Source organism: Aquibacillus albus, from assembly GCF_016908325.1.
Classification (GTDB): Bacteria; Bacillota; Bacilli; order Bacillales; family Amphibacillaceae; genus Aquibacillus_A; species Aquibacillus_A albus.
Window position 1 is genome coordinate 89,211 of record NZ_JAFBDR010000009.1, and the last position, 16,890, is coordinate 106,100.

At 35.2% G+C, this 16,890-nt stretch carries 20 protein-coding genes; 10 read left to right on the forward strand and 10 right to left on the reverse strand.

Annotated elements, in window-relative coordinates:
• The first annotated feature begins 148 nt into the window (after positions 1–148).
• Positions 149–1,588 carry an alpha-amylase family glycosyl hydrolase gene (locus tag JOC48_RS09750; protein ID WP_204499164.1) on the forward strand — a complete coding sequence of 480 codons (1,440 nt, stop codon included), beginning with the start codon at positions 149–151 and terminating at the stop codon, positions 1,586–1,588.
• 101 nt (positions 1,589–1,689) lie between these two features.
• On the opposite strand, the gene JOC48_RS09755 is transcribed toward JOC48_RS09750, so the two are convergent.
• The 3 genes from JOC48_RS09755 to JOC48_RS09765 form a co-directional block, all read right to left on the reverse strand.
• On the reverse strand, positions 1,690–2,556 hold the full coding sequence (locus JOC48_RS09755; protein WP_204499167.1) for an SDR family oxidoreductase: 867 nt from the start codon (positions 2,554–2,556) through the stop codon (positions 1,690–1,692).
• Between the two features lie 161 nt (positions 2,557–2,717).
• Complete coding sequence (locus tag JOC48_RS09760; protein WP_204499169.1) at positions 2,718–4,919, reverse strand: beta-propeller domain-containing protein; 2,202 nt, start codon at positions 4,917–4,919, stop codon at positions 2,718–2,720.
• A 72-nt stretch (positions 4,920–4,991) separates the two neighbouring features.
• Complete coding sequence (locus JOC48_RS09765) at positions 4,992–5,858, reverse strand: DegV family protein (RefSeq protein WP_204499172.1); 867 nt, start codon at positions 5,856–5,858, stop codon at positions 4,992–4,994.
• A gap of 286 nt (positions 5,859–6,144) precedes the next feature.
• On the opposite strand from JOC48_RS09765, the gene JOC48_RS09770 reads away from it, so the two are divergent.
• The 4 genes from JOC48_RS09770 to JOC48_RS09785 all read left to right on the forward strand — a co-directional run bounded on the left by JOC48_RS09770 (position 6,145) and on the right by JOC48_RS09785 (position 9,381).
• On the forward strand, positions 6,145–6,990 hold the full coding sequence (locus JOC48_RS09770) for a YitT family protein (RefSeq protein WP_204499174.1): 846 nt from the start codon (positions 6,145–6,147) through the stop codon (positions 6,988–6,990).
• A gap of 63 nt (positions 6,991–7,053) precedes the next feature.
• Positions 7,054–7,923, forward strand: a complete 870-nt coding sequence (locus JOC48_RS09775) for a BsuPI-related putative proteinase inhibitor (RefSeq protein WP_204499177.1) — start codon at positions 7,054–7,056, stop codon at positions 7,921–7,923.
• A gap of 237 nt (positions 7,924–8,160) precedes the next feature.
• A complete protein-coding gene (locus tag JOC48_RS09780; protein WP_204499179.1) occupies positions 8,161–8,907 on the forward strand; it encodes a TerC family protein in 747 nt (248 codons plus the stop codon).
• Between the two features lie 84 nt (positions 8,908–8,991).
• Positions 8,992–9,381: a VOC family protein gene (locus JOC48_RS09785; protein WP_204499181.1), complete on the forward strand. Its 390-nt coding sequence runs from the start codon at positions 8,992–8,994 to the stop codon at positions 9,379–9,381.
• Between the two features lie 17 nt (positions 9,382–9,398).
• Here JOC48_RS09785 and JOC48_RS09790 read toward each other — a convergent pair whose 3' ends face one another.
• The 5 genes from JOC48_RS09790 to JOC48_RS09805 form a co-directional block, all read right to left on the reverse strand.
• Positions 9,399–9,563 (reverse strand): hypothetical protein, encoded by a 165-nt coding sequence (locus JOC48_RS09790; protein ID WP_204499183.1) that lies wholly within the window; start codon positions 9,561–9,563, stop codon positions 9,399–9,401.
• A 210-nt stretch (positions 9,564–9,773) separates the two neighbouring features.
• Entirely contained in the window at positions 9,774–10,037 is a 264-nt protein-coding gene (locus JOC48_RS09795) for a NifU N-terminal domain-containing protein (RefSeq protein ID WP_204499185.1), read from the reverse strand.
• 304 nt (positions 10,038–10,341) lie between these two features.
• Positions 10,342–10,530 (reverse strand): DUF3813 domain-containing protein, encoded by a 189-nt coding sequence (locus JOC48_RS09800; RefSeq protein ID WP_204499317.1) that lies wholly within the window; start codon positions 10,528–10,530, stop codon positions 10,342–10,344.
• A 31-nt stretch (positions 10,531–10,561) separates the two neighbouring features.
• The gene (locus JOC48_RS21520; protein ID WP_275580735.1) at positions 10,562–10,687 is read right to left on the reverse strand and encodes a hypothetical protein; all 126 of its coding nucleotides are present in this window, start codon (positions 10,685–10,687) and stop codon (positions 10,562–10,564) included.
• Positions 10,688–10,918: 231 nt separating this feature from the next.
• Complete coding sequence (locus tag JOC48_RS09805) at positions 10,919–11,752, reverse strand: Cof-type HAD-IIB family hydrolase (RefSeq protein WP_204499188.1); 834 nt, start codon at positions 11,750–11,752, stop codon at positions 10,919–10,921.
• Between the two features lie 230 nt (positions 11,753–11,982).
• Between JOC48_RS09805 and JOC48_RS09810 the strand changes: the two genes are divergently transcribed.
• Together JOC48_RS09810 and JOC48_RS09815 are read left to right on the forward strand one after the other, a co-directional pair.
• Positions 11,983–12,747, forward strand: a complete 765-nt coding sequence (locus tag JOC48_RS09810) for a prolyl oligopeptidase family serine peptidase (RefSeq protein ID WP_204499190.1) — start codon at positions 11,983–11,985, stop codon at positions 12,745–12,747.
• A 69-nt stretch (positions 12,748–12,816) separates the two neighbouring features.
• Positions 12,817–13,128, forward strand: a complete 312-nt coding sequence (locus JOC48_RS09815) for a metal-sulfur cluster assembly factor (protein ID WP_204499192.1) — start codon at positions 12,817–12,819, stop codon at positions 13,126–13,128.
• A 223-nt stretch (positions 13,129–13,351) separates the two neighbouring features.
• On the opposite strand, the gene JOC48_RS09820 is transcribed toward JOC48_RS09815, so the two are convergent.
• Positions 13,352–14,173: an undecaprenyl-diphosphate phosphatase gene (locus JOC48_RS09820; protein WP_204499195.1), complete on the reverse strand. Its 822-nt coding sequence runs from the start codon at positions 14,171–14,173 to the stop codon at positions 13,352–13,354.
• Between the two features lie 96 nt (positions 14,174–14,269).
• On the opposite strand from JOC48_RS09820, the gene JOC48_RS09825 reads away from it, so the two are divergent.
• The gene (locus JOC48_RS09825) at positions 14,270–14,599 is read left to right on the forward strand and encodes a hypothetical protein (RefSeq protein WP_204499197.1); all 330 of its coding nucleotides are present in this window, start codon (positions 14,270–14,272) and stop codon (positions 14,597–14,599) included.
• A 75-nt stretch (positions 14,600–14,674) separates the two neighbouring features.
• Here the strand turns inward: JOC48_RS09825 and JOC48_RS09830 are convergent, their stop codons facing one another.
• The gene (locus JOC48_RS09830; protein ID WP_204499199.1) at positions 14,675–14,851 is read right to left on the reverse strand and encodes a DUF2929 family protein; all 177 of its coding nucleotides are present in this window, start codon (positions 14,849–14,851) and stop codon (positions 14,675–14,677) included.
• A gap of 193 nt (positions 14,852–15,044) precedes the next feature.
• Here JOC48_RS09830 and JOC48_RS09835 point away from each other — a divergent pair, with 193 nt between their 5' ends.
• Both JOC48_RS09835 and JOC48_RS09840 read left to right on the forward strand, forming a co-directional pair.
• Entirely contained in the window at positions 15,045–15,674 is a 630-nt protein-coding gene (locus JOC48_RS09835; protein ID WP_204499200.1) for a hypothetical protein, read from the forward strand.
• 127 nt (positions 15,675–15,801) lie between these two features.
• A complete protein-coding gene (locus JOC48_RS09840; RefSeq protein WP_420829215.1) occupies positions 15,802–16,779 on the forward strand; it encodes a BMP family ABC transporter substrate-binding protein in 978 nt (325 codons plus the stop codon).
• Positions 16,780–16,890: the final 111 nt, after the last annotated feature.

Genomic DNA, 16,890 nt, shown 5'->3' on the forward strand with positions numbered 1-16,890 from the left:
CAGAAATTAGATCCTCCTCTAAAAAAATATCACCAGACTTTGACTATTAAAGAAAAATGATAGAAAATGAATGAAGCTTTGCGTTTAAGCTAGGGGTTAGTAGGTAAGGTTGAAATTATACATATTAAGATACAAGGGAGTAGCGTAAATGATAAAACATTTTTTTGTAATTTTAAGTTTTTCTCTTCTAATGCTTATAGGGCTACCTTCTTTAGTCAGTGGAAATGAGCAGTGGCAGGATGAAAACATTTACTATATATTGATTGATCGTTTTTCAAATGGATCATCTACGAATGATTTTGAAATAGATATTGAAAATCCTAATGCGTATCATGGTGGTGATTTACAAGGGATCATCAATCACCTTGGGCACATAAAGGAGTTAGGATTTACGACAATTAATCTTAGCCCGGTGATGAGCAATGAAATAGACGGCTATCATGGATTTCTTATTGATGATTTTCGAAGTGTAGAAGAGCACTTTGGCACAATAGAGGATGTAAAAGAGTTAGTGGATTCTGCCCATGATATGGAGTTAAAGGTTACATTTGATTTTGTCGTCAGCCATCTAAGTAAGACTCATAACTGGGTGAACGAAAATAATGATTGGATTGATGGTGAAGTCTCTAATCGATGGGGCGATAACTTACCTAGTCCAGCCTTACAGAATACAGAGGTAGAGCAATACTTTTTAGATACAGCAGCTTTTTGGATTGAAGAAACGAACGTCGATGGATTTCGACTTTATGTAGATGAACAAACGCCCGATCCCTTTATTGCACGCTTTATTGATCACGTAAAAATGCGCAACGCAAATACGTTTGTTTTTATCGATGAACGAAATTTTAATCCAATGAAATTCCCTGTTGGCTATTATGATCAAGAGGCAGTAAATGTATTTCGTCAGGCTGGACAACCGTTGACTGGCTTATTGAAAGGTGTTGAGCAAAATCAGCCAAAGATAACTTATGTTGATAGTATAGAGACGACTAGATTTACAAGAGAAGCTATTAAACAAGGTCAAAATCCAATTACTCGTTGGAAATTGGCACTAACCTATTTATATACGACTCCGGGAACTCCGATGATTTATCAAGGAACTGAGATTCCGATGGACAACGGGGAGGATACACCAGATCATCAAATGATCCAAATCAAAGGTGGTGACGAGGAATTAACGGCTCACATTCAACAGTTAGCTGCCATCCGTAAACAGTTTCCTGCTATAACGAATGGTGATTTTGCAGTTGAACAATCGAATGGTGCGATGAGCTTATATAAAAGAACAAATCGATCAAAAACGGTGTATGTAGCCATTAATAATGATACACAAACAAAAACAATTACGATAGAAAACATCCCAGATGGCATGCAATTGACAGGTCTGATTCAAGATAACATTGTTCGTGAACAAGAAAATGGAGAGTTCCGAATAGTATTAGATAGAGAGACTGCAGATATTTTTATCGTGGAAGAAGATACAGGGTTAAATTGGTTATTTTTATCATTTATCGCGATCGTTATGGCAGCCTTTATCATCCCAATCATATACCTAAGTAGAAAAAATAAGAAAAAGTCTAGCGAATAAAGCTAGACTTTTTTGAACAAGGGGTCAGACCCCTTGTTCAATTCTGAACGAACGAGTGAACCTTTTACTGGTGCACACGCTTGTTGAGTTTGGCTATTTGATTAACCATTTACAACGACTCCACCGTTAACGTGAAGCATTTGTCCAGTTACATAGCTAGAATCATCACTCGCTAAATAAACGTAGGTTGGAGCTAATTCGTAGGTTTGTCCTGGTCTCGCCATTGGTGTATCAGAACCAAATTCAGATACCTGCTGTTCATCAAAGGTTGCCGGGATTAGTGGTGTCCAAATCGGTCCTGGAGCAACACCGTTCACACGAATGCCTTTTTGAACCAACGATTGGGATAGAGAGCGTGTAAATGTAGTAATTGCGCCTTTCGTACTTGAATAATCAATTAATGTTTCGTTTCCTTTATATGCAGTGATAGAGGAAGTGTTAATAATGGTGCTTCCTTGCTGCATATGTGGTAAAACTGCTTGTGACATATAAAAGAAAGAGAAAATATTAACTTGAAATGTTCGTTCTAGTTGGTCTTTTGTTATGTTCAAAAAGTCCTGCTGTGGGTGTTGTTCAGCTGCATTATTAACTAAAATATCGATTTTTCCAAATTCATTTGCCACTTCTTGAACAGATGTCTGACAAAAGCTTTCATCGGCAATATCTCCAGGGATCAGCTTGCATTTACGACCCTCATTTTCTACTAATTGTTTTGTTGTCTCTGCATCTTGATGCTCATCATAATAAATAATAGCTACGTCAGCACCTTCTTTAGCAAAATAAATGCTAACTGCTCGGCCAATTCCGCTATCTCCACCCGTAATAATGGCAACCTTATTTGTTAGCTTACCACTGCCTTGATAGCTTGGATCTACATATTTAGGCAGAGGATTCATCTCGTATTCAAAACCAGGCTGTCTGTCTTGATGTTGCTTCGGCAAAATCTCCTTTTTCTGATTATTAGGCATTTTCCATGTCCTCCTTAAAATAAAAATCCTATAGATAGCTATATCCATTTTAAGCAAGATTGACTCATGTGAAATTAAAAAAAGGAAGGGGTCTGACCCCTTTATCCAAAAAATACTAAAAAGCAGAGACTTTGTTATATGTCTCTGCTTTTTTTCTTTTTTTATTCTATTGCGTGATAATCTTCTTTTTCTTTAACTGGTAGGTCAATCGTTTGTACGGTAGTACCACTATGAAGGTCATATACACTGATTTTATTATGTGAAAGACCATAGATTATTTCATCTTTTGATACGAGTCTTTTCATTTGTGAGTGCCAATCAGGATAATCAAGATTACCTTTTTGGTGGGTGAACGTTTCCTTAAGGCTTATTCCTTCTTCCGGTGTAATGCTATAAAGATATTGTCCTTCAAATTCAAAAGATTGTTTGATAAATTCTCTATCTTCTTTTTGACCTACTTCCTCCTCAAAGATTGTCAATGGAAAACCATACAGTGGCTCATCCGGGTGTACATATAGTGCTTTATGATTATAGTTTAGATCCGAGTAAGAACCAGCACCACCAATGATTTCCGTATCCATTTCAGTTGGATTGGTCACATCTTGGATATTAAACAAGGATAATTTTAATCCATCTTGCCTAACGATCGGTTCTCGTCCTTCACCTCGTTCAACTAATTTTGTGTTTTGACCGAAACCAATAACAAAGTCATCGTTGATTGGATGTAGATAGTTGCTAAACCCAGGTATTTTTAATTCTCCAAGTACAGTAGGAGAGGTTGGATCTTGTAAGTCGATAACAAATAGTGGATCAATTTGTTCAAATGTAACCATATAAGCACGATCTTCCATGAAGCGAACACTATAAATTTGTTCTCCTTCTGCAAGTCCTTCTAATGAACCGATTCGATTTAAATGTAAATCAAACGTGTACAGGTTATTCATTGATTCTTGATTATTTTCAAAGTCCTCCATTTTCGTGGTCGCTACCCGGAACGTGCCATTTCGTTCATCCATAGCAAATTGATTGACTAATGTCCCTTCAATAACAGTAGAAGCGTGGAAGGAAATGCTTCCTTCATCAATCTCAAATTGAACGATTTCTGTATTCATTGACTGAAAACCGATTCTTGTAGTAGAACTTTCATCAAGATTAGGATATTTTCTAACTGTTGTGTATAAATAATCACTCGACATATATATGTCGTTCGACGTTCCAAGATATGTTTTAATATTCGCTTCTTGCTCGAGATCGTTCAGGTTAATCGAAGTTAATATTAAAAATTGACTTTCATTACTTTCTGGTAAGTAATGAATATTCTCATACGGAATGCGTGTCTGTTTACCGTCAAGACCTGTATCCATGTAGGAAGGTCTCAGATCAATATCTTCATTTCCATCCATTTCTCTTAATATATAAAAGTCTGGCATGTGATTGGCAATTAAGTAAATGTAGTCTCCTTTTATTCTAGAAGAGACATAAGAACCAACAGTGGATACTTCCCGTATTTTTGATGGGTTTTCTTTGTCAGTTATATCATAAATAATCGTCGTCATTTGGTTGCGAAAGTTAGGATAAATCTCTATTTCTGATTTATTAGTTGTTTCTTGAATCTGCTCGTGTTTATGACCAATAACAATTAGTTTGTCTTCATCAATATAAAGCTCTACTGGTCGAAATTTATCTTCCTTAATGATGGATACTAATTTACTATTTTCGTTATCAGCTGTAGCAACGATAATGTCTTCTTCACGAACAAAGTAGATGTGATTACCATCAATCTTAACGATATCAGCCTCATCAATTCCTTCTACTTGAACATTCGTTTTTGAGGTATTTGAATCACCTGTGCTAGAGGAAGATTCATCTGTAACCCCTTCTGTCGCTTCAAGCGCACCGAATCTCATGCTTTGTTGATTTGATCGGTCAACCAATAACTTGTTTAGATGCTTTTCATCTTTAATGGATGGTAACTCATTTGCTGTCTGAAACTCATAATTAAAAGGTTTCGATAATTTTTCTCCGTTTACAGATGTAAGGTTTTGAGAAATAATTAGTCGATAGAAAGCATTGTATTGATAACCTTCTTCTGGTGCATGAATCTGTAGTGATCGACCATTGTTCTGCCAGCTATACGAGATTGGCATTTTCTCATTGCTTTCATTTAAGACATATAGGTCCTCATCTGTAATTGTTGATGGATCCATCTGCCTAGAAAACTCCACAGTCCAGTTCTTAAAAATCGAAACATGGGAGCTAGATGAAGAAACCTCGGCTGTAATTTTAGGTGACGATAAAAAATAAATGCTTAATAGACCCATAAAAGTAATACAAATCGATAGGATTAATATTCTTCTTTTCATCACTTTCACCTCTAAAAAATAATAGTTAAACACATAGACGAACGAGGTGAAAAAATGTTACAAAGAATGAGATTAAGATTGTTTATAGGAGTCATTTAAGAAAAATAATGCAATGGTTCCAGGACCGGAGTGAGCACCAATTACGGATCCGACCATCCCGATTTCAATCGTTTTTACGTTAAATTTATCTTTTATTATTTCTGCTAGTTTGTTGGCCGTCTCTAAATCGTCTCCATGACTAATTCCAATAGTCTGGTTTGCTAAATCTGATCCACGTTCTTCCATTACCTCAATCATACGTCTCAATACCTTTTTTGTTCCTCGGATTTTTTCTAATGGAATTAATTTTCCATTATCAACATGGAGGAGTGGTTTTATTTTCAGAAGTGTGCCCACAAATGCTGCCGTTTTACTAACTCGTCCACCACGATATAGGTATTCTAAATCATCGACTGTGAAAATGTGCTCCATATGCTCCGCATGATAAGTACAAGTCTCCACAATTTCATTTAAAGCAACACCTTCTTGAGCAAGTTGTGCTGCTCGTAAAACAATTAATCCAAATCCTAATGAAGCACATTTGGTATCTAGCATATGTATTTGCCAGTTGGGATAATTCTCTTTTAGCTCCTGTCCTGCTATTACAGCTGATTGATAGGTTCCGGATAGCTCCGAAGAAAAACCTAAATAAATACAATCTTGATTCATTTTAGCGTACTTCTCAAAAACTTCTTTAAATTGTTGAGGTGAAACCTGTGATGTTTTTGGAGCTTTTCCATTTCGCATTGCTTCATAGATAGTAGTGGCTGAGATTGTTTTCCCATCATGATAAATTTGATCGTCAAGCTGCACAGATAACGATACTACTTCAATATTGTATCTTTCATAATGCTCTTTTGATAAATCACAAGCAGAGTCTGTAATAATTTGAACCGTCAATTTTTTGCACCCCCGAAATGGTATAAAAACTACTTACAAGTATTTATTGATAGGAAAGGTTCATAATAAAAATAACTTTGAGTTGATCCCAAATATGAAATTCAACGCTCATAATAATCAGTTTCTTAACATGTGAATAATCAAATATATATTTTAAGTGTAATGTTAACAACGGCTATAGTCAAAACAAGATTTTGTCAAATTTTGTTTAGAAAATAATGATTATGTTGTACAATTGGCGGGTATGTAAAAATAGTTCGCTAGTTTAAAAATGGAGGTTATGCCATTGTTTCTAATGGAAGCAAAGCGTATTATTATCGTAATAGTAGGAGCTTTATTAAACGCTATTGCATTAAATTTCTTCTTTATCGCAGCAAATGTCTATGCAAGTGGTTTTACTGGTATTGCTCAAATACTTTCTACTATATTTATTGATATTTTTAATATAAATCTTAGCACTGGTATTGTTTTATTTATATTAAATATACCTGTTGCCATTCTTGGTTGGTTAAAAGTTGGGAAAGGATTTACGATTTATAGCTTCGTTTCAGTTGCCTTTACCACCTTCTTTTTAGAACTGATACCGATTGAACATCTGTCAAACGATATTATGTTAAATGCTGTTTTTGGCGGTGTTATTGCTGGTATGGGAATTGGAATTACACTTAAATGGGGTGCCTCAACAGGTGGCTCTGACATCATAGCCATGGTATTATCTAGGTTAAAGGATAAGCCTATTGGTGGATATCTTATGGCAATAAATGGTGCTATCATCGTCTTAGCAGGTTTTATCAATGAACCAGAGAATGCGTTATATACACTACTTGCTTTATATGTAACAACAAGAGTAATTGATGGGATCCACACTCGCCATGAAAAGCTTACGGCCATGATTGTTACAAGGAAAGCTGAGGAGCTGCAAAAGGAAATTCATAACACAATGGTTCGGGGGATAACTATATTACCGGCAAAAGGTGCTTACTCAAAGATTGATAAAAACATGTTGGTATTAGTTATCACTAGATATGAACTTTATGATTTAGAGAAAATTATTAAGGAAGTAGATCCAAATGCTTTTACAAATATTATTCAAACAGCTGGGATTTTTGGGTTTTTCAGAAGAAACGATTAATGTAACTTTCTAATGGTGTTATGCGACAAATTTAGTGAAGGAAGATTAAGGGGGTTAAGAGATATGAAAAGGTTAATTTCTATTGCACTTGTTTTTTTACTTATTTTAGCGGCTTGTGGAACAGCTGATCAAACAGACCAAACTGCCCAAGGAAGTAATAATGAAGAACCTACTGGAGATGAGCAAGAAAATCAGGAGGATGTACAGGCTTTGTTAGAAAATTTAGAAATGCAGGCTGAAATTTCTCCATCAGTCGATGAAATTACGTTTGACATGGAGCTTGTCAACCAAGGAGAGGATACGATTGAATTAAGCTTTTCTTCGGGACAACAATATGAAATTATTGTAATAAATCAATCAGGTGAAGTGGTTTATCAGTATTCTGAAGGACGAGATTTTACAGAGGCTTTGGTAGAAAAAGAACTGAAATCAGGAGAGTCTCTAAAATGGACGGAACTATGGGAATACCCAAAGGATGAAGAAGGAATAGAGCCAGGGAAATACACAGCAGAAATTACTCTATTACCTGCACAGGTAAATAAGCAAGTGATTGAAGATAATCCTTTTACGGTGACAAAACAATTTGAAATCGACGATTCAGAACAACAAACTACCGAGTCAACTCAGATTGAAGGCGGAATTTTTAAAAATGTACAAATAGATGGTCAGGAAGGACAATATACCGTAAGTGGTGAAGTAAATTCATCGATTGAAGCATTTTATTATTTGGTGGAGGATGGACATTCCATCTTGGTTGATGAGACTGAAGTAGCAACGGCTACCGAGGAAAGGTCACCTTTTGAATTTGATGTAACTATTTCGGAGGATAAACTACCAATTAATGGAACGGTAATGTTGATCATGTATGAGAAAACAGAGGATGGAACAAAACAATCCTCCTTCCATATCCCGTTAGAACGATTCGATCCTTAAAAATGATTCAGGTGTCAGGAGGTTGTCCCTTTGCTTTTGGGGCAGCCTCTTCTAATTTTTTAGACATTCAGGAAATATAATATTTTCATCAAAGTATACAAAGATTTTTATTGTATAAGTTTACTTATTGAAATCTTGCTCATAATAATTTAGAAACAACATTGTACTTAAATTCCGTATTCAATCTCTCTTAGAGAACAAAACAATTTATTTTAGTAATATTAGATGGAGGAAATTATGGAGCTATCCTTATTGTTAGAGTATGGTTGGGTTTTAGTAATTTTGATTATTTTGGAAGGTTTATTATCTGCTGATAATGCTTTAGTTTTAGCTGTAATGGCCAAGCATTTACCAGAAGAGCAGCAAAAAAGAGCAATTAACATTGGTTTACTATTAGCTTTTGTATTTAGAATTGGTGCGATTTTCATTATTTCGTTTCTTTTCCACGTTTGGCAGGTTCAAGCGATTGGGGCTGCTTATTTAATTTTTATCGCTGTAAAACACATACTAAAAGGACACAAAGAAGCAGAAGAAGAACAAAAAGGGAAAAGCTATCGTATGACCGTTGCACAAATTGCTTTAGCAGATATTGCGTTTGCTATTGATTCAATTTTAGCAGCGGTTGCTCTTGTTATTGCTTTGCCTGATACACCAATAGGAACTATTGGCGGAATGGATGGGGCAAAATTTATAGTGATTGTAATCGGGGCAATTGCTGGTCTAGTAGTGATTAAGTTTGCAGCAGGCTTCTTCGTAACTTTATTGACGAAACGGCCAAGTCTCGAAACAGCTGCAATGGTATTAGTTGGTTGGGTTGGTGTTAAACTATTAATGCATACACTTGCGCATCCGTCAGTACACATTATTTCTCATGAATTTGTCGAAGGACCAATTTGGAAGTCCATATTTTGGTCAGGTATGCTTCTAATTGCTTTGGGTGGCTGGTTTTTATCAAAAGGAAGATCAGAAGAATCGGATGAGTAAGGCAATAACAAAGGCTGTCCTAAAAAGGACAGCCTCTTTGTTATTATATATATAATTAAATCAAAAACTTAGGAGGAAGGATAAATGAAAAGCGTTACCCCATACTTATTTATTGAGAATTGTAAAGAGGCAATGGAATATTATCAAGGTATATTTGATGGAGAAATTAAGAATGTTCAGTTAGCTGATGGCATTGAAATGTTTAAGGGACACGAAGGTAAAATTCTCCATGCTGAATTACATCTAGGAGAAAGTGTCGTCCATTTTTCTGATATTTTTGGAAGTGTTAAAAAGGGGGATAACGTCAAAATAACACTTGAGTTTGAAAGTGAGGATGAGATCAGAAAGACATATCGCTCACTAATCACAGATGGTCATGCTTCAGTAGAATTACAAGAAACTTTCTGGGGCGCTTTACACGCCAATATTACTGATAAAAATGGTATAGGTTGGCTTTTGAATTTTCAAAAGTAATTGTATAAGAGGTATTCTTAACTTTTTCGATCTTTTTTTTCGGTTACATCAACTGCTGCTATATTGTTATTTAAATAAGAGGCTGGGGAAGAGTTATATCCCTCATCTTCATAAAATTCTTCATCCAATTTTTTATTAACATTTATAGTATCTTGTTTATTGACTCTTTTGTTTTTTGCCATAACTTAAACCACCTTTATATAATTTAATATTTTTAGTATCCCATATCATTTAATTTTAATTCATTTTAGTTATGTGGATGTGGCAGGACTTGCGGTTAAAAAACGACAGATAATCGTTTATGTTTGTTTTCCTGGGAAGAAAAAACACAATAGCATAAAAAAATCGAGTGAAACTATTCCACTCGATTTGCAATATGTAGAAGTTTTTAGTTAATAACCGTAGTTGTTTATGATTTCTTCTACCTTTGGAGTTAAAGAATCCCATTCTGCATCAATACTTTTGTTAACCGTAATAAAATTCTGAAATCCAAATACATTGTCAACACCATCTAATTCCATTAAATCATTTAAAATTTTATGTTCACTTGTTTGACCAGGCATCACAGAGATACTATTATCGCCTTCAAAAATCATCGACTCTGTTGTGAATTTCATTGCGTTAGGATTTGGTGTAGATTGTACTTGTATACTCATTGATTTATCCTCCTTAACTGTTTCTTACTAATAATGATAGCAGAAAAATGTCAGATACAAAAGATAGATTACCTAATACAAGTTGAATTACTTGGAATGAGATTTAAAATCTCATTATTTCCTGGGGAATACCCATGATTCATGTCGTTTTACTAAGAAATATTGTGTGATTGATTAGTGGAATCTGTATTACAGGAACATGTAAGGATGGAAGCGAATGTATAGAAATGGTAATCCGCGTTCGTTATAATGAAAGAGAGAAAAGGGATTGACGATTCGCCAATCCCTTTTTCTGCAGAGGTTCTTACAATTCGTTCTTTTGTTGAAGTTGTTGTTCTAACTGTTGCAGCTCTTGTTGTTCTTCTGGAGTCGCATCAGTGTAGGCAGATTGGATAGCATTTCTAGCTGCTTGCTTATCTTGTGGATTGACGTTTTGGCCATTTGTAATTCGATTAACAGCTTGACGAGCTTGTTGAAATAAATTATTTGCCATGTTTGCCATTATTAAAACCCTCCTAGCTATTCTATCTGCTTTTTGCTTTTGCTTCTAAGTCACTAAAACGTTCGTGATAAGGAAATCGTTCGGCATGCTTTTTAACGGCATCTGAGCCTTGCTGAGTAAACCGTTTTGATTTGCTTTTTTTACTCACGTTTATTCCTCCAGTACGAACAACCTTAGTTTGAAACAACAATTAACAAAAAAGCCTGAACGCATTATCGCGTTCAAGCTTAGTATGGATTAAACCAGTCTTTTTATAAGTTGAATTATTTGGTAAATGAAACGCTTCTTTCTATGTATCTTAACCTGTGTTAAAGTTCGGTGTTGATGTTGGACTCATCTTGAGAAATCTCGATTTTTACATCAAGAGTCAATATATATACTATCCTTTAATAGTACCTAAGTTTAAAAAATTATCTAGAAAAATCCCGATGCCATCTTCCTCATTTGATGCCGCAATATGATTAGCAATACCCTTTAATTCATCTATGCCGTTTGACATTGCCACGCCTACACCTGCATATTCAATCATTTCTAAGTCGTTATCTTCATCACCAAAAGCAATAATGTTCTTTTGATTTATGTGGTAATAGTGGGCAATTCTTTTAAGTCCAACTGCTTTGTTCATCCCTTTACGAACAATTTCAATGACATTCCACGGCGCTCCCCATTTTCGGTGTTCAATTACAGAAGCATGTTCATCATCCAAGTTTTGTCTCAACTTCTGAATATGATCTACTCTCGGGTGGATTAATAAAGATGTAGGATCATCCTTCAATTCATTTTTTAAACTGCCAATCGTGACCTTATAGTTATCGTCAGATGTTTGGAATATGTCCATTAACTCTTCATCATATTTGTCAAAATAAATATCATCGGAAATTTCCGCCATAATATTTTTCACTTGTAAGTCATAGCATGTTTGGATAATTTTTTTTGCAGTACGGTTTGGCAGGGGACTATGTAGAACCTCCCACTTTTTATCTGTCGGATGGTGGATTAATGCCCCGTTAAAATTTACCATTGGGGTATCTAAACCAAGCTCGTGGTAATAATCAATACTCGCCCGATGTGGTCTACCTGTTGCAATGACTACAATATGTCCTGCTTCTTTTGCTTTTAAAACAGTACGCTTTGTTCGTTCGCTAATCACTTTATCATCAGTTAATAACGTTCCATCAAGGTCTAAAGCAATTAGATACTTATTGCTCTCCATGGTCATATCACCTCTTATAGTAAGTATAGTGTAATAGCGAAATAAAAATATGTAAAGAATAATATAGGCGTTTAATTAGATAAACGTTAACTCGAGGTCGACACGATGGCAGCATTTTGATTCATTGACTTTTTATACACCACTAAAATTGTAATTTTTTGCAAGTTCCTTTAAGAAATAATAAGATAAATAATAGTAATCATTTATATAGGAAAGGGACATGAAAAAACATGATAGGAATTTTTCAAGAAACATGGAGTCAAATACCTGTATTAGTTGTTGTTGAAGCGGATAGAAAAAATGACGCACTCCCGGTATTGACATATTTTCACGGATTTACTAGTGCCAAAGAGCATAACCTACCACTTGCTTTCTTGTTGGCGGAGAAAGGATACCGAGTTGTTCTCCCTGATTGTATGTTGCACGGGGAAAGGGGAAAAGATACAACAAGTGAAGAAATGGAGCAACGTTTCTTTGACATCGTTCAGCAAAATGTAGTAGATATAAATACAATTAAAGAAGTGCTTACAGGCAAAAATCTTATTTTAGATAATCGATTTGGCGTTGCAGGAACTAGTATGGGTGGGATTACTACTGCTGCAGCTTTAACACAGTATGATTGGATCAAAGCAGCAGCAATTTTAATGGGCTCTCCAAAGCTTACCGATTATGCCAAAGAATTGGTCGATAATATTCGTGAGTCGAAAGGTGAATTACCATTATCCGAGGAGCAAATTGAAGGGATGTATGAGTCGTTAGATAGAGTTGACTTATCCAAACAATTGGAAAAGTTAAATGAACGTCCTTTATTTTTTTGGCATGGAGAAAATGATCCAATTGTTCCATTTGATCATTCGTACAGCTTTTATGAACAAGCAGCTGATTATTATAAAAATCCAGAGAATATACGATTTCTAAAAGAAGTTGGGAGAGGACATAAAGTTAGTCGCTTCGCTATCTTAGAGACCGTTGATTGGTTTGAGATGCAATTGTAGGTAAGATTATTTAAAATTTTGGTTATTTATGTTTATAATAGACAGTAAAGAAAAAAGGAGGTATTCGGTATGGATCAAGCATTAGAAGAAAATTTAATGGGAGCTTTGGAAAACGTTATTGATCCAGAGCTTGGGATAGATATTGTAAATTTAGGTCTTGTTTATGGAGTTGACATGGACGATGACGGTACTGCAACGGTAACGATGACGTTAACAGCAATGGGTTGTCCACTTGCGGGTCATATTGAAGCAGATGTGAAGCGCGCCCTAGAAGATATTCCAGAAGTTAAAGATACACAAGTAAATATTGTTTGGAATCCACCATGGACGAAAGAGCGTATGTCTCGTTATGCAAAAATTGCATTAGGAATTCCTGATTAATAAAAAACTACCCTCTCTTAACTAGAGGGTAGTTTTTTTACAAGGTAAGAAAGTATAAAAATTTGGCGCATTTCATCAAGCTCCAACGCCTACTCCCTTGAGGTCTTAAGTCAATCCTGAGCACGGAAAAAGAGCGCTACTTCGAGAACTCGACTTAAGCTTGTCGGTGATCAAGGCGCTTGCGCTTTTCTTAGAGGTTGGTTCTAAGTTACAGAGTCTTTGCCTAAAGTAAAAGAAAAGCAAGTGCACCAACAATAAAACAGTAAAACGCAAAGTATTTCAAATTTCCTTTAGCCATGATATTCATAAACCATTTTAATGAGAAATAGGTAGCAATAATTGATGCAGCGAATGCAAGCAGGTATGGAATCCACAAGGCATTAAAATTTTCATCTAAAAAGATTTCTTCTATTGATAGTAAAAAGGTTCCCAAGCTAACAGGGATATATAGTAAGAATGAAAATCGTAACGCAGTTGTTTGTCTCATTCCTAGAAGCATCGCAGCAACAATCGTAGCTCCGGATCTGCTAATACCAGGAATCAACGCCACAGATTGAGCCATGCCTACAATAACTGCGTCTTTGATTGTTAAGGCACCGTCGTTTTTGATTCCTTTTAAATTACGAATTATCCATAAAGCAAGTCCAGTTACAATCAATGTAATCCCAACCATTTTTGAAGAACTGAATGTACTAGAAATTTGATCCTCAAATAAAATTCCGATTACCCCAGTTGGAATCGTTGCAATAACTAAGTAAAAGATGAAATTAAAATCATCTTTTGTACCGGGATCCTTTGTTGCTATATATTGAACCCCATTTTTAATTAATCGAAGGATGTCGTTTTTATAGATGATTAATACTGCAATTAATGAGCCAAAGTTCACAAAAATCTCAAAGGATAATCCTTTAATATCTAAATCGAATAGATTACGGACTATCACCAAATGTCCACTTGAAGAAATGGGTATTGGCTCTGTGAATCCTTGAAAAAATCCTAGAAATAGGTACTTCAATAGTAAGAACAACTCCGTTAAGCTTTCCATTTTATTATCCCCTTTGTGAGTGATCTCTTCCTCCGCTATTGTCACAAACCATTAAAGGTTGAATAACTTGTAGTAAAAAGGAGGAGTAGTGAAATTATGTATAACCCCCATAATCATCATCACCATTTGTATGATTTATGCCATAAGCATATGCACCATTATGTGTTAGCTGAGCTTTCTGATGGAAGTAAAGTTGATGGGATTATTACAGGAGTAGATGAAAAATATGTTTATTTAGCTGTTCCAGATACAAGTAGAAACGTCGAAGAAGAACGAGGTTATCCAGGTTATGGTTACCCACCCTTTGGATACCCAGGTTACGGATTTCCTCCCTATTATTATGGACCAGGAGCAGGCTTCAGACGACTTATTTTACCTTTAGCAGCACTAACAGCTATCAGTACGCTGCCATTTTGGTGGTACTAGAAGGAAAATAAAACATATACGAAACCCTTGCCATTCCTTGTTGGCAAGGGTTGTCCAAATTTTTATAAAAAATGATTATTCTTTGCTTTCCTTTAAAATTCCATCGCCAATCACGGTAGCCACAATAATAAATAAAATAGCAACTACAAAGATTGGTGCAAATGTTAATGTTTCACCAGCCATGCTTGTAAGTACATAGGATACTAAAAAGCTTATTAATAAAGCCCAAACAATTGTCATTAAGTAACGCATTTTTTCACCTCATTTTTCACACATTCTTAATCTTATTTTACCAAAAGAGCTTCAGAAAATAAATAAATTATTATAAAAATCATGTATTACTAACTGCGACATAAAGTAATATAAAGTGGAACTTCACAAAATAAAAAACTTCCCCAATATACGGATGATCGCACCGAAGAAATACCGATTAAGGAGGAGGAATATGTACGTTGTTTTAGGAGCATTCCATTGGATAGGCTACCAAATAATAACAAGGCTTCTTGATGATAGTTATGAAGTGATTGGAATAGACAAGATGGAATCGGAAAAGAAAGAGAATTTGTCGATGTATATTGGCAGAAATAGTTTGTTTACACATGTCTCCAGTAGTGAGGAAATGAATCAACTGCAGAAACTCCAACAAATTAATATATTATTTGAAATAGATTCTAGTCAATTATTTAACGACAGATATTCATTAAATACAGAAACTGTCATCAATTTGGATAAAGGTAGAGTTAAGGCTAGCTCTAATACTGTTGATGTTGACTTACCCTTATTGTATGGAGAATGGATGCCAAGAAATGATAATGGGGTATACCATAATGGACAATTCGTTGCTTTTGATTCTGAACAATTTAAAAACGAAGCAGTTTATATCCAGGATTTTATTACCTGCTTAATAGAAACTATCTCTAATTACAAACAGGATAGGGTTGCAATAAAGGCCTTTGATCCCTCGTTTGATTCAAAGGATGCCCAAAAAACAATTTGTATTAGAGAAACAAAAGACAAAGACGAACGTATAAAGGAATTAAATGACCATTATAAAATGTATAAAAATTTTTACTAAACTTCATCAAAGTTTAACGCGAAACAAGTTTACGTGCACACGATAAGACGGTAATATAGTACTAGAAAACAATTATTGTATTCTAATTTTAATTACCTACTATTCGATATTCATTTTTTATATAGGAGTGCACAAGTTGAAAAATTTCTTTCGGTTATATGTCATCTTTTTTATTTTCTTTATATTCGTTCTTTCGGGATGTAATTCTTACTTAGGTCAAGACAAAGTTCAGAAGGTTGGTATGCTGGTAGAAAATTCAATCAACGATCAAACTTGGGGAAATAAGGGATACAAGGGACTAATCGAGATAAAAGATGAATTCGATGTTGATGTTTACTTTAAAGAAAATGTTAAAACCCAACAAGAAGTTAATCGAGCAGTTGAGGAGTTTTCAAATCAAGGGGTTAATCTAATTTTTGGCCACAGTAACATTTATGGCAAAATGTTTGAAAGTATTTCAGATGCTTATCCAGATATTCATTTCGTATATTTTAATGGAGGATACTATAATACCAATTTAACAAGTCTTAATTTCAGCTCTCATGCAATGGGTTTTTTTGGTGGAATGGTTGCTGGTGAAATGACAGAATCAAATCAGGTTGGTATCATTGCTGCATTTGAATGGCAGCCTGAAATTGAAGGATTTTATGAGGGGGTTAATTATTCAAATCCTGAGGCAAAAGTGCGGATGAATTTTGTCAATGATTGGGATAACCAAGAAAGAGCACGAATGATGTTTAATCAAATGAATCAACGTGGGGTCGACGTTTTCTATCCTGCTGGGGATTCCTTTAGTGTACATGTGATTGATCAAGCAAAGCAAGCGGACAAATATGTAATAGGATTTGTGTCTGATCAATTATATTTGGGTCAAAATACGGTTTTAACAAGTACAGTTCAACATGTGGACAAGCTCTATTTGTTAGCTGCCAAGAAGTTTAACGAAGGAGATCTTTCAGGTGGTGTTTTCACCTTTGATTTTGATGACGGTGTCATTTCGATGGGCGAGTTTAGCCCTGAAGTTCCTGAATCACTAAAAGAAAAGCTTGATGAAGCGGTTCAAGCATATATCGATACTGGGCTGTTACCTAACGAGTCCAACTAAACAAAGAAAGATTGCCGACTCCTTGTATGCACATGTTATAGGAGTCGGTTTTTTCACGTTAAGAAAAAATTAGCAGAGAAGTAAATCGCCGTAGTAAACATTTTAAGGAAT

Excerpts from the sequence above, each read along its gene's own strand:
- JOC48_RS09750 (WP_204499164.1), top strand. The coding sequence starts at position 149 with ATGATAAAACATTTTTTTGTAATTTTAAGTTTTTCTCTTCTAATGCTT.
- JOC48_RS09755 (WP_204499167.1), bottom strand. The coding sequence starts at position 2,556 with ATGCCTAATAATCAGAAAAAGGAGATTTTGCCGAAGCAACATCAAGAC.
- JOC48_RS09760 (WP_204499169.1), bottom strand. The coding sequence starts at position 4,919 with ATGAAAAGAAGAATATTAATCCTATCGATTTGTATTACTTTTATGGGT.
- JOC48_RS09775 (WP_204499177.1), top strand. The coding sequence starts at position 7,054 with ATGAAAAGGTTAATTTCTATTGCACTTGTTTTTTTACTTATTTTAGCG.
- JOC48_RS09780 (WP_204499179.1), top strand. The coding sequence starts at position 8,161 with ATGGAGCTATCCTTATTGTTAGAGTATGGTTGGGTTTTAGTAATTTTG.
- JOC48_RS09785 (WP_204499181.1), top strand. The coding sequence starts at position 8,992 with ATGAAAAGCGTTACCCCATACTTATTTATTGAGAATTGTAAAGAGGCA.
- JOC48_RS09790 (WP_204499183.1), bottom strand. The coding sequence starts at position 9,563 with ATGGCAAAAAACAAAAGAGTCAATAAACAAGATACTATAAATGTTAAT.
- JOC48_RS09795 (WP_204499185.1), bottom strand. The coding sequence starts at position 10,037 with ATGAGTATACAAGTACAATCTACACCAAATCCTAACGCAATGAAATTC.
- JOC48_RS09800 (WP_204499317.1), bottom strand. The coding sequence starts at position 10,530 with ATGGCAAATAATTTATTTCAACAAGCTCGTCAAGCTGTTAATCGAATT.
- JOC48_RS09805 (WP_204499188.1), bottom strand. The coding sequence starts at position 11,752 with ATGGAGAGCAATAAGTATCTAATTGCTTTAGACCTTGATGGAACGTTA.
- JOC48_RS09810 (WP_204499190.1), top strand. The coding sequence starts at position 11,983 with ATGATAGGAATTTTTCAAGAAACATGGAGTCAAATACCTGTATTAGTT.
- JOC48_RS09815 (WP_204499192.1), top strand. The coding sequence starts at position 12,817 with ATGGATCAAGCATTAGAAGAAAATTTAATGGGAGCTTTGGAAAACGTT.
- JOC48_RS09820 (WP_204499195.1), bottom strand. The coding sequence starts at position 14,173 with ATGGAAAGCTTAACGGAGTTGTTCTTACTATTGAAGTACCTATTTCTA.
- JOC48_RS09825 (WP_204499197.1), top strand. The coding sequence starts at position 14,270 with ATGTATAACCCCCATAATCATCATCACCATTTGTATGATTTATGCCAT.
- JOC48_RS09830 (WP_204499199.1), bottom strand. The coding sequence starts at position 14,851 with ATGCGTTACTTAATGACAATTGTTTGGGCTTTATTAATAAGCTTTTTA.
- JOC48_RS09835 (WP_204499200.1), top strand. The coding sequence starts at position 15,045 with ATGTACGTTGTTTTAGGAGCATTCCATTGGATAGGCTACCAAATAATA.